Below are 11,910 nucleotides of genomic sequence, written 5' to 3'. Positions count from 1 at the left end.
GTGGAATTTGCTATTGGTCACAAAAAAACGATTTTACATGGCTAAAAGGGGCAAAATCCCGATGTTTCGGCAAAAAAAGGCGTGGGAAAGCAGAGAAAAAGCGTTCGCCGCATTCACCATGGGTCCGTTAATGGACTTCTGGCGATCGCGTGAAGAGGACGTGTTTACCGGCGTGGACGACGTGCCGGTCAGTTTTGTTCGTTTTCGCGCGCAGAGTAACGATCGGGTGATCGTGATCTGCCCTGGCCGTATCGAAAGCTACGTAAAGTATGCCGAACTGGCCTATGACCTGTTCCACCTCGGTTACGACGTGCTGATTATCGATCATCGCGGCCAGGGGCGTTCCGGGCGTATGCTGCCCGATGCGCATCGCGGCCATGTGGTGAAATTTAGCGACTATGTCGAGGATTTAGCCGCCTTTTGGGAGCAGGAAGTTGCCAGCGGCCCGTGGCGCAAACGTTATATTCTGGCGCACTCAATGGGCGGCGCGATCTCAACGCTCTTTTTACAGCGCTACCCGCACGCCTGCGACGCCATCGCGCTCTGCGCGCCGATGTTCGGCATTGTTATTCACCTGCCGGATTGGGTGGTGCGTCCGCTGCTGGAGTGGGCAGAGAGCTACCCGAGCATCCGCGACGGTTACGCCATCGGTACTGGCAGCTGGCGTCCGCTGCCCTTCGCCATCAACGTGCTGACCCACAGCCGCGAGCGCTACCGCCGTAACGTTCGTTTCTACGCCGATGAACCGACCCTGCGCGTCGGCGGCCCAACCTGGCACTGGGTACGCGAAGGCATTCTCGCTGGCGAACAGGCGCTGGCAGGGGTGGAAAAAGATGCCACGCCGACATTACTGATTCAGGCAGAAGAGGAGCATGTGGTTGATAACCGCATGCATCAGCGCTTCTGCGAACGCCGCGCCGCCGCCGGTCACCCCTGCGAAGGGGGTAAACCGCTGGTCATCGAAGGCGCGTACCATGAGATCCTTTTTGAAAAGGACGCCATGCGCTCAGTCGCGCTCAACGCCATCGTCGATTTTTTCGATCGACATAACTGATGATTTATTGAGGTTAAATTTTCTTATGTACCAGGTTGTTGCCTCTGATTTAGACGGTACGCTGCTCTCTCCCGACCACACACTGTCGCCTTTCGCCAAAGAGACCTTAAAACTGCTGACCGCGCGCGGTGTGAACTTTGTCTTCGCCACCGGCCGCCATCACGTTGATGTCGGGCAGATCCGCGATAATTTAGATATCAAAGCCTACATGATCACCTCCAACGGCGCGCGCGTGCACGATACCGACGGAAACTTGGTCTTCACCCATAACCTCGACCGCGGTATCGCCGCCGATCTCTTCGGCATGATGCATAACGAGCCGGAGATCATCACCAACGTCTACCGCGACGATGAGTGGTTTATGAACCGCCACCGTCCGGATGAGATGCGCTTCTTCAAAGAGGCGGTGTTCAAATACGCGCTCTACGAGCCGGGTTTACTGGAGCCGGAGGGCGTCAGCAAAGTCTTCTTCTCCTGTGACAACCACGAAAAACTGCTGCCGCTGGAGCAGGCGATCAACGCCCGCTGGGGTGACCGCGTCAACGTCAGCTTCTCCACTTTGACCTGCCTGGAAGTGATGGCGGGCGGCGTATCGAAAGGCCATGCGCTGGAAGCGGTCTCGCACGCGCTGGGCTACAGCCTGAAAAACTGCATCGCCTTCGGCGACGGTATGAACGATGCCGAAATGCTGTCGATGGCGGGTAAAGGCTGCATTATGGCGAACGCCCACCAGCGCCTGAAACAGCTCCATCCGGAGCTGGAAGTGATTGGCACCAACGCCGATAACGCCGTGCCGAAATACCTGCGCAAGCTCTACCTTGGCGAAGATTGACAACTGTTCGCAAAACAAACAGACGTCAACTAAATAGTCAAACTTTGTACACCTGAGTTCGCTACAATGCGTGTCCTTTCACTTGAGAGACATTCATTGTGGCGTTACTGATCATCACCACCATTCTGTGGGCCTTCTCGTTTAGCCTGATTGGCGAATACCTTGCCGGGCATGTCGACAGCTACTTTTCGGTGCTGATGCGTGTCGGGCTGGCGGCACTGGTCTTTTTACCCTTCCTGCGCACACGCGGCCATAACCTGCAAACCATCAGCTTGTATATGCTGGTGGGCGCGCTGCAGCTGGGCATCATGTATCTGTTCGGCTTCCAGGCCTATCTCTACTTAACGGTCTCCGAATTCCTGCTCTTCACCGTGTTCACCCCGCTCTATATCACGCTGATTTACGACCTGCTGAGCAAACGCAGGTTGCGCTGGAGCTATCTTCTGAGCGCCGGGCTGGCGGTGATTGGCGCGGCGATCATCCGCTATGACAAAGTGAGCGATCACTTCTGGACGGGGCTGATCCTCGTGCAACTGGCGAACATCAGTTTTGCGATTGGCATGGTGGGGTATAAGCGCCTGATGGAGACGCGACCGATGCCGCAGCACAACGCCTTTGCCTGGTTCTATCTTGGCGCGTTTGTGGTGGCAGCAGTAGCGTGGCTGATAATGGGCAACCCGCAGAAATTACCCACCACCACGTTGCAGTGGGGCGTGCTGGTGTGGCTGGGCGTCGTGGCGTCCGGGCTCGGTTACTTTATGTGGAACTACGGTGCGACGCAGGTGGATGCGGGCACGCTCGGCATCATGAACAATGTGCATGTTCCTGCGGGGCTGCTGGTCAATCTTGCCATCTGGCAGCAGCAGCCGCACTGGCCCAGCTTTATTATTGGTGGTGCGGTGATAATGGCTTCGCTATGGGTACATCGCCGTTGGGTCGCTCCGCGCTCCGCACAAACGGCAGATGATCGCAGGCGTGATTCCGCGCTGAGCGAATAAACGCTTCTGTTACCGGCTGACGCTGCTCGCCGTCGCGCACCGCGGCGTACAGCCGGCTCCACAATCCCTCGCCGAGGGTTTTGGTCACAATCAGACCCTGGCGCTCAAAACTCTCCACCACCCAGTGCGGCAGCGCCGCAATCCCCATGCGTGCGGAGACCATCTGAATCAGCAGCAGCGTGTTATCGACGCTTTTCAGCGACGGGCTGACGCCTGCCGGTTGCAGAAAGTGCCGCCAGATATCAAGCCGGCTGCGCTGCACCGGATAGATGAGCAGCGTTTCACTGGCGATATCTTCCGGCGTGATATGCGCCACTGCTGCCAGCGGATGATCCGGCGCCAGCACCAGTCGCACTTCAAAATCAAACATCGGCGAATAGTGCAGGCCGCTGCGCGGCAGAATGTCGGAGGTGAGCACCACATCCAGCTCGCCCTGTTGCAAAGCGGGCTGCGGATCGAAGGTAACGCCAGATTTGAAATCCATCTCCACCTGCGGCCAGCTCTGGCGGAAATTCTCAAGCGCGGGGGTCAACCACTGAATACAGCTATGGCACTCAATGGCGATGCGTAAGGTGGTTTGCTGCGGCTCATTGCAGGCTTGCAGCGCGCGGCTAATCTGCGGCAGCACCTGATTGGCCAATTGCAGCAAAATTTCCCCCTGCGGCGTAAAACGCAGCGGCTGGCTTTTACGCACAAACAGACGAAAACCGAGGCGCTGTTCCAGATCGCTGAACTGATGGGAAAGGGCGGATTGCGTCTGGTGCAGCGTTGCCGCAGCGGCAGCCAGCGATCCGCTATTTCGTAACGCTTGCAGCGTTTTCAGGTGCTTAATCTCGATCATGAAACTCTTTCACTCCGGCATGAATATTTTGCGCTTGAGGAATACACACTACCTTCACATTATGGATGTGTAAACATCTGGACGTCCAAATCCTGCGTCTTTCGAATTAACGGTGCGTTGGCTGCGCTCATTCACCCCGGTCACTTACTTCAGTAAGCTCCCGGGGATTCATGAACTTGCCGCCTTCCCTTAATCCGAAATCCTTTGGATTAACTAATTGAAGAGGCTAATAAAATGACAGTAATCAACCACACCCTCGGTTTTCCTCGTGTTGGTCTGCGTCGCGAGCTGAAGAAAGCGCAAGAGAGCTACTGGGCCGGCAACGCCAGCCGTGAAGAGTTACTGGCGGTGGGCCGCGAGCTGCGCGCTCGTCACTGGGATCAGCAGAAAGAAGCGGGTGTCGATCTGCTGCCGGTCGGCGACTTCGCCTGGTACGACCATGTTCTGACCACCAGCCTGCTGCTTGGCAATGTGCCGGCTCGTCATCAGAACAAAGACGGCTCTGTCGATATTGATACCCTGTTCCGCATTGGTCGTGGTCGTGCGCCGACCGGCGAACCGGCGGCGGCAGCGGAAATGACCAAATGGTTTAACACCAACTATCACTACATGGTGCCGGAATTCACCCAGGGCCAGCAGTTCAAACTCACCTGGACCCAGCTGCTGGACGAAGTAGACGAAGCGCTGGCGCTCGGCCACAACGTCAAGCCGGTACTGCTTGGCCCGGTCACCTACCTGTGGCTGGGTAAAGTCAAAGGCGAGCAGTTCGACCGCCTGAGCCTGCTGAACGATATTCTGCCTGTCTACCAGCAGGTGCTGGCTGAGCTGGCGAAACGCGGCGTCGAGTGGGTGCAAATTGACGAGCCTGCGCTGGTGCTGGAGCTGCCGCAAGCCTGGCTTGATGCCTTTAAACCGGCTTACGACGCGCTGAGCGGCCAGGTCAAACTGCTGCTGACCACCTATTTTGAAGGCGTTACGCCGAACCTCGATACCATTACCGCGCTGCCGGTGCAGGGCCTGCATGTTGATCTGGTTCACGGCAAAGACAACGTTGCGGAACTGCATCAGCGCCTGCCTGCCGACTGGCTGCTCTCCGCCGGGCTGATTAATGGCCGTAACGTCTGGCGCGCCGATCTCACTGAGAAATACGCACAAATCAAAGAGGTGGTCGGTAAACGTCCGCTGTGGGTTGCCTCCTCCTGCTCGCTGCTGCACAGCCCGATCGACCTGAGCGTAGAAACCCGCCTCGATGAAGAGGTGAAAAGCTGGTTCGCCTTCGCCCTGCAAAAATGCCAGGAGCTGGCGCTGCTGCGCGATGCGCTCAACAGCGGCAATACCGACAAGCTGGCGGAGTGGAGCGCCCCGATTCAGGCGCGTCGCCACTCAACCCGCGTGCATAACACCGCCGTTGCGAAACGCCTGGCGGCTATCACCGCGCAGGACAGCCAGCGTCAAAGCCCCTACGCCGAACGCGCTCAGGCGCAGCGCGCACGCTTTAATCTGCCAGCCTGGCCGACCACCACTATCGGCTCCTTCCCGCAAACCACTGAAATTCGTGGTCTGCGTCTGGACTTTAAAAAGGGCAACCTCGACGCCAGCAACTACCGCACCGGTATCGCGGAACATATCAAACAAGCGATTGCCGAGCAGGAGCGCCTGGGGCTGGACGTGCTGGTGCATGGCGAAGCCGAGCGTAACGACATGGTCGAGTACTTCGGTGAAAACCTCGACGGCTTCGTCTTTACACAAAATGGCTGGGTGCAGAGCTACGGTTCCCGCTGCGTGAAACCGCCGGTGGTCATCGGTGATGTCAGCCGTCCGCAGCCGATCACCGTTGAGTGGGCGAAATATGCCCAGTCACTGACCGATAAACCGGTCAAAGGGATGCTTACCGGCCCGGTGACGATCCTCTGCTGGTCCTTCCCGCGTGAAGATGTCAGCCGCGAAACCATCGCCAAACAGATTGCGCTGGCGCTGCGTGATGAAGTGGCGGATCTGGAAGCTGCCGGTATCGGCATCATTCAGATTGATGAGCCTGCCCTGCGCGAAGGGTTACCGCTGCGTCGCAGCGACTGGGATGCCTATCTGCAATGGGGTGTTGAAGCCTTCCGCCTTAACGCCGCGGTAGCGAAAGATGAGACGCAGATCCACACCCACATGTGTTACTGCGAGTTCAACGACATCATGGACTCTATCGCCGCGCTGGACGCCGATGTTATTACCATCGAAACCTCCCGTTCCGACATGGAGCTGCTGGAGTCCTTCGAAGAGTTCGAATACCCGAACGAAATCGGGCCGGGCGTGTATGACATTCACTCACCAAACGTCCCGAGCGTTGAGTGGATCGAGGAGCTGTTGCAGAAAGCCGCGCAGCGTATCCCGGCAGAGCGTCTGTGGGTCAACCCGGATTGCGGCCTGAAAACCCGCGGCTGGCCGGAAACGCGCAGCGCGCTGGCGAACATGGTGAAAGCCGCGCAGAACCTGCGTCAGCAGTAATCAGCCTTACCGCGCCGCTGTTAAAAACGGCGGCGCGTCATTGTCTTAGCGCATCTCATCCCGCCTTCGTAACATGATTGTCAAACTCCCTTGTTTTAATCGTCGCAATGAAAACAGCGGGAGAGATCCATGAATAACAAACGTGTGCTGGCCGCGGTGGTGCTGGCTCTCATCAGTGCCTCGTCATGGGCAAAATCAACCTTAACGCTCTATACCAGCCAGCCGAATGACGATGCGCAGATGACCGTCAGCGCCTTCGAAAAAGCGCACCCGGATATTGAAGTGAAGTGGATCCGCGACGGCACCAGCAAGCTGATTGCCCGCCTACAGGCAGAGTTAGCCGCCGGAAGCGCCGCGCCGGATGTGCTATTGATTGCCGACAGCGTGACCATGGAATCCCTCAAAAAACAGAACCTGCTGGCGGCTTATAAATCGCCCGAAGCGGCGCGCTTCGACCCGCAGCTGTTTGATAAAGAGGGCTATTACTACGGTACCAAAGTGATCACTACCGGCATTGCCTACCACACCAAAGCACCGCTCAAACCGACCTCTTGGCTGGATCTGCTCAAACCTGAAGTGAAAAACATGACCACGCTGCCAAGCCCGCTCTACTCCGGCGCGGCGCAGATCCACCAGGCGACGCTGATGAACGATCCGGCGCTCGGCTGGCAATACTACGAAAAACTGAAACAGAACGGCGCGATGCCGCAAAGCGGCAACGGTGCGGTGATGAGCGCCATCGCCTCCGGCAGCAAAGCCTATGGCGTGCTGGTGGATTACCTGGCGATCCGCGAAAAAGCCAAAGGTGCGCCGGTTGAGTTTCTCTTCCCGAAAGAGGGCGTCAGCGTCGTTACCGAACCGGTAGCGATGATGAAGGGGACAAAGAACCCGCAAGGGGCGAAAGAGTTTATCGATTTTGTCCTCTCGGACGCCGGGCAAAAACTGGTGCTGCAACAGGGCTATCTCCCTGCGGATGCGACGCTGCCGGTGCCGAAAGGCTTCCCGCCGCGCGACAGCATCAAATTGATGCCGTTTGATGCGGCGAAAGCGCTGGCCGAGACCGAGGCGAACAAAAAACGCTTCGCCGATCTCTTCGGTAACCGCTAAACGATGAGTAGCGCAATCGTGCCGAACAGCAGCGGCGGCGCAACCAAAGGGCTGCTCTGGCTGTTGCTGTGTCTGGTGGCGCTGCTGAGCCTGTTGCCCAGCCTGCGGCTGCTGCTCTCCGCGCTGGTTGACTGGCGGCAGGGGAGCGACAGCAGTTTGTGGCGCGTGCTCAGCAACCCGGCGACCTGGCTGGCGCTCTGGCACAGCCTTTATACCAGCGGGCTTGGCACACTGCTGTCGCTGCTGCTCGGCAGCCTGTTCGCCTTCTGCCTGGCGCTGACCAATATCCGCCTCAAACAGATGTGGGTGTTTCTGTTTATGTTGCCAATGATGATCCCGCCGCAGGTGACGGCCCTAAGCTGGCTGCAACTCTTCGGCCCCGGCAGCATTCTGCTTAACAGCCTCGGTATCGCGCCAGGCTTTGGCAGCAGCAACCCGCTCTACTCGCCGGAAGGGATTGCGCTGCTGCTTGGCATTCAGCATGCACCGCTGGTGTTTCTCGCGCTGCGTACGCAACTGCGCGCACTGCCGCAGGAGCATATTGAAGCGGCGAGGCTTAACGGCGCATCATTATGGCGCGTGTTTATCGATATTGTGCTGCCGCTATGCCGCACCGCGCTGTGGGCCGGGGCGGCCATCGCCTTTGTCTCGGCGCTGGGCAACTTTGGTATTCCGGCGATGCTCGGCATTCCCATCTCCTATTTCGTGTTGCCAATCCATATCTACCAGACGCTGGCAAGCTTTGGCCCCTCAATGCTCAATGACGTGGCGGCGCTCTCGCTGCTGATGGGCGTGCTAGCGATTGGCATTGTCATGCTCCAGAGCCGGATGCAGCGGCGCTATGCCTTACCGCTGATTGGCACAACCGGGCGCGCGATCGCTTTCAGGCTGGGAAGCGGGCGGCTGGCCGTTGAAGTGCTGCTCGGCGCAGTGCTGTGCGCGATCCTGCTCGCGCCCCTGCTGGCGCTGATCGCCACATCGCTGGTGCCGACGCTCGGCGTGCCGCTTAACAGCGAGACCTTCACCCTCACCGCCTGGCACAACCTCTTCACCGAGCAGAGCGCCACGGCGCGCGCGCTCGGCAACAGTTTTCTGCTATCGATCGCAGCTGCGCTGGTGTTGATGCTGGTTAGCCTGCCGCTGGCGTGGCTGCTGGTGCGCTACCCGAACCGCCTGCTGCGCGGCTTGCACAGCATAATTGATATTCCCTACACGCTGCCGGGCGTGGTGCTGGCCATCGCCTGCATTCTGCTCTTCGCCCGCCCGCTGCCGCTGCTTGATATCGCGCTGGGCGGCACGCTGACGATTATCTTTTTGGCCTATCTGGCGCGCTTTCTGACAGTCTGCCTGAAGCCGGTACACAGCAGCATGCTGCAACTCGACCCGGCGATGGAGGAGGCGGCAAGCCTGGCGGGCGCGGCCTTCGGTCAGCGTCTGCGCCATATCGTCTTACCGCTGCTGGCTCCGGCAGCATTCGCCGGTGCGCTGCTGGTGTTTCTTACGGCGGTTAATGAGTTAACCGTTTCGGCGCTGTTATGGAGCGCGGGAAAGGAGACCATCGGCGTGGTGATTTTCAACCTTGATGAGAGCGGCGATAAGGTGCTGGCCTCGGCGCTCTCCGTGCTGGTGGTGGCGCTGGTCGCACTGGTGATGCTGCTGCTCGGCGCGCTCGGGCGCTATCTACCGAAAGGAGTGATCCCATGGCAGAACTGAAGCTTGAAGGGCTCAGCAAAGTGTTTGGCGAGCAGGCGGTGGTGCGGGATCTCTCCTTAACGCTGCCGCAGGGCGCGTTTACCGCGCTGTTAGGCCCCAGCGGCTGTGGCAAAACCACCACGCTGCGCATTCTCGCCGGGCTGGAGACATTAAGCGACGGGCGTTTGCTGCTGGGTGAGCGGCTGCTGGCGGATAAACGCCACCATACGCCGCCGGAGCAGCGCGATATGGGGATGGTGTTCCAGTCCTATGCTCTGTGGCCGCATATGACGGTTGCCGAAAACGTCGGTTATCCGCTGAAGCTGCGCAAAGTAAACGGTGCCGCGCGGCAAAAACAGATAATGGCGGCGCTGGAGGTGGTTGAACTTGGGGCGTATGCCGGGCGTGCGCCCCATGAGCTTAGCGGCGGTCAGCGCCAGCGTGTTGCGCTGGCCCGCTGCCTGGTCTCTGAACCGCAAGTGGTGCTGCTGGATGAGCCACTAGCCAATCTCGACAGACACCTGCGCGCCACCATGGAGCAGACGTTTCGGGAGTTTCATCGCCGCACCGGTGCCACCTTTGTCTATGTCACCCACGATCAGGCGGAAGCGATGGCGCTGGCGAGCCATATTGCGGTGCTCCATCAGGGCGAACTGATGCAGTGGGGCGCGCCGCAGGATCTATACCAGCAGCCGAAAAGCGGCTGGGTCGCGCGCTTTATTGGTAAGGGCAGCGTGCTGACGCTGGCGACGCCCGCCGGCCATCAACAGCTGGACAGCGCCTCGCTGCATCACGGCTTGTCGCAGAGCGGGTATGGCGCGCCGCAGCCGGTGCTGGTGCGCCCGGAGCATGTGCAGATTGCCGGGGAAGGGTTAAGCGCACAGGTGGAGAGCTGTATTTATCAGGGCGAGCGCTATTTGCTGGCGCTACGTTTAGCGGACGGTCAGGGGCTGACGGCGTTTCATCACGCCGCGCTGCAACCGCAGCAGTCGGTCTGCGTGCGTTTACTACAAGGCTGGAAGCTGGAGGCGGCATAGGGCGCCGCCTCCATGTGGGAACTCTACTTTTTCGCGTACTGCGCAAACCACGCCAGCATGCGCTGCCAGCCGTCGGCGGCAGATTCCGCATGGTAGCTCGGGCGATAATCGGCATTGAACGCGTGGCCCGCCTCCGGGTAGACGATGATCTCCGCGTTGGCATTCGCCGCGCGCAGCGCCTGGCGCATCGTCTCCACGCTCTCCTGCGAAATCCCGGTATCCTGCGCGCCATAGAGGCCAAGCACCGGCGCGGTCAGATCGGTGGCGATATCGACCGGGTGTTTCGGCGAATTCAGGGTTTTTTCACCCGTCAGCTTGCCATACCAGGCCACCGCCGCTTTCAGTTGCGGGTTATGCGCCGCGTAGAGCCACGCAATGCGACCGCCCCAGCAGAAACCGGTCACCAGCAGTTGATGGGCGTCACCGCCATTACGCGCCGCCCAGTTGGCGACGTGGTCGAGATCGGCCAGCACCTGCGCATCCGGTACTTTGCTGACCAGCCCGCTGAAGAGGGTGGGGACGTCGGCAAAATCATTCGGATCGCCCTGGCGGAAATAGAGCTCCGGCGCGACGGCAAGATAGCCCTCCAGCGCCAGCCGGCGGCAGATATCGCGAATATGTTCATGGACGCCAAAAATCTCCTGCACGACGATAACAATCGGCAGCGGGCCCTCGGCATCTTTTGGTCGGGCGTGATACGCGGGCATGGTGTCGCCCTGCGTTGGAATGGAAGTTTCGCCTGCGATCAGCCTCTCTTCCGGCGTGTGAACCGTGGTTGACGCAAGCGGTGAAGCCGCAGGCGCAAAGCCCGGCTGTTTGGTGGTGGTCATGAGATTCTCCCTACCCTTTATTAGCGCTCCCCTAACTATAGTCATGAAGACCAGGGCATGCGCAATCGCCGTGCGCAGGCTATCTTTGCTGCTGAGTTAGCGGGGATAACGTGTTAGTGTGACGCGCATCACTATTTTATGGAAATTGAGTGCAATCAATTTCATTCATGGTGACAGCAGTCACGAAAACACGCGCGTGGCTTCTGTAAAGTACCGTTTTACCTCCCCCCGATAATACCGACCACAGAGGAGTCTGTTATGTCCAAGTCTGATGTTTTTCACCTCGGCCTCACTAAAAACGATTTACAAGGGGCTACCCTGGCCATCGTCCCTGGCGATCCAGAGCGAGTGGAAAAGATCGCCGCGCTGATGGATAAGCCGGTCAAGCTGGCCTCCCACCGCGAATTCACCAGCTGGCGCGCCGAGCTGGATGGCAAAGCAGTGATCATCTGTTCTACCGGTATTGGCGGTCCTTCTACGTCCATCGCCGTTGAAGAGCTGGCGCAGCTGGGCATCCGCACCTTCCTGCGCGTCGGTACCACCGGCGCGATCCAGCCGCATATCAACGTCGGCGATGTGCTGATCACCACCGCCTCCGTGCGTCTTGACGGTGCCAGCCTGCACTTTGCCCCGATGGAGTTCCCTGCGGTGGCGGATTTTGAGTGCACCACGGCGCTGGTGGCTGCGGCCGATGCGATTGGCGCGACTAAACATATCGGCGTGACCGCCTCGTCTGACACCTTCTACCCGGGCCAGGAGCGTTATGACACCTTCTCCGGCCGCGTGGTGAAAAGCTTTAAAGGCTCGATGGAAGAGTGGCAGTCAATGGGCGTAATGAACTACGAAATGGAGTCCGCTACGCTGCTGACCATGTGTGCAAGCCAGGGGCTGCGCGCCGGGATGGTTGCCGGGGTGATCGTCAACCGCACCCAGCAGGAGATCCCGAACGCGGAAACCATGAAGAAGACCGAAAGCCACGCGGTGAAAATCGTGGTCGATGCCGCGCGTCGACTTCTGTAATCC

General features: G+C 59.2%; 10 protein-coding genes. 8 read left to right on the top strand and 2 right to left on the bottom strand.

All coding sequences use genetic code 11. The annotated features are described in order from the left end of the window. Positions 1-61: 61 nt before the first annotated feature. The 3 genes from pldB (at position 62) to SOM48_RS21455 (ending at position 2,884) form a co-directional block, all read left to right on the top strand. Entirely contained in the window at positions 62-1,054 is a 993-nt protein-coding gene (pldB, locus tag SOM48_RS21465; protein WP_023479539.1) for a lysophospholipase L2, read from the top strand. Positions 1,055-1,079: 25 nt separating this feature from the next. Next, a complete protein-coding gene (gene yigL / locus SOM48_RS21460) occupies positions 1,080-1,886 on the top strand; it encodes a sugar/pyridoxal phosphate phosphatase YigL (protein ID WP_320512966.1) in 807 nt (268 codons plus the stop codon). Between the two features lie 98 nt (positions 1,887-1,984). Continuing rightward, on the top strand, positions 1,985-2,884 hold the full coding sequence (locus SOM48_RS21455) for a carboxylate/amino acid/amine transporter (RefSeq protein WP_076770419.1): 900 nt from the start codon (positions 1,985-1,987) through the stop codon (positions 2,882-2,884). On the opposite strand, the gene metR is transcribed toward SOM48_RS21455, so the two are convergent. After that, positions 2,772-3,725, bottom strand: coding sequence for an HTH-type transcriptional regulator MetR (metR, locus tag SOM48_RS21450; RefSeq protein WP_054803671.1), 954 nt, complete (start codon positions 3,723-3,725; stop codon positions 2,772-2,774). The two genes, SOM48_RS21455 and metR, sit on opposite strands and share 113 nt — an antisense overlap. A 234-nt stretch (positions 3,726-3,959) precedes the next feature. Between metR and metE the strand changes: the two genes are divergently transcribed. The 4 genes from metE (at position 3,960) to SOM48_RS21430 (ending at position 10,057) form a co-directional block, all read left to right on the top strand. Beyond that, positions 3,960-6,221, top strand: a complete 2,262-nt coding sequence (metE, locus tag SOM48_RS21445) for a 5-methyltetrahydropteroyltriglutamate--homocysteine S-methyltransferase (RefSeq protein WP_288883077.1) — start codon at positions 3,960-3,962, stop codon at positions 6,219-6,221. Positions 6,222-6,350: 129 nt separating this feature from the next. Further along, positions 6,351-7,328 (top strand): ABC transporter substrate-binding protein, encoded by a 978-nt coding sequence (locus SOM48_RS21440; protein ID WP_076770417.1) that lies wholly within the window; start codon positions 6,351-6,353, stop codon positions 7,326-7,328. Between the two features lie 3 nt (positions 7,329-7,331). Continuing rightward, complete coding sequence (locus tag SOM48_RS21435) at positions 7,332-9,041, top strand: ABC transporter permease (protein ID WP_320512965.1); 1,710 nt, start codon at positions 7,332-7,334, stop codon at positions 9,039-9,041. Next, a complete protein-coding gene (locus SOM48_RS21430) occupies positions 9,029-10,057 on the top strand; it encodes an ABC transporter ATP-binding protein (RefSeq protein ID WP_320512964.1) in 1,029 nt (342 codons plus the stop codon). The genes SOM48_RS21435 and SOM48_RS21430 overlap by 13 nt, the downstream gene beginning before the upstream one ends. 23 nt (positions 10,058-10,080) lie before the next feature. On the opposite strand, the gene SOM48_RS21425 is transcribed toward SOM48_RS21430, so the two are convergent. After that, positions 10,081-10,887, bottom strand: coding sequence for a dienelactone hydrolase family protein (locus SOM48_RS21425; protein ID WP_139966942.1), 807 nt, complete (start codon positions 10,885-10,887; stop codon positions 10,081-10,083). 258 nt (positions 10,888-11,145) lie between these two features. Here SOM48_RS21425 and udp point away from each other — a divergent pair, with 258 nt between their 5' ends. Beyond that, entirely contained in the window at positions 11,146-11,907 is a 762-nt protein-coding gene (gene udp, locus SOM48_RS21420) for a uridine phosphorylase (RefSeq protein WP_042716347.1), read from the top strand. Positions 11,908-11,910 lie beyond the last annotated feature (3 nt).

This window comes from Kosakonia sp. CFBP8986 (assembly GCF_034044935.1).
GTDB lineage: Bacteria > Pseudomonadota > Gammaproteobacteria > Enterobacterales > Enterobacteriaceae > Kosakonia > Kosakonia cowanii.
This window is presented reverse-complemented; position numbering and strand designations above follow the sequence as displayed.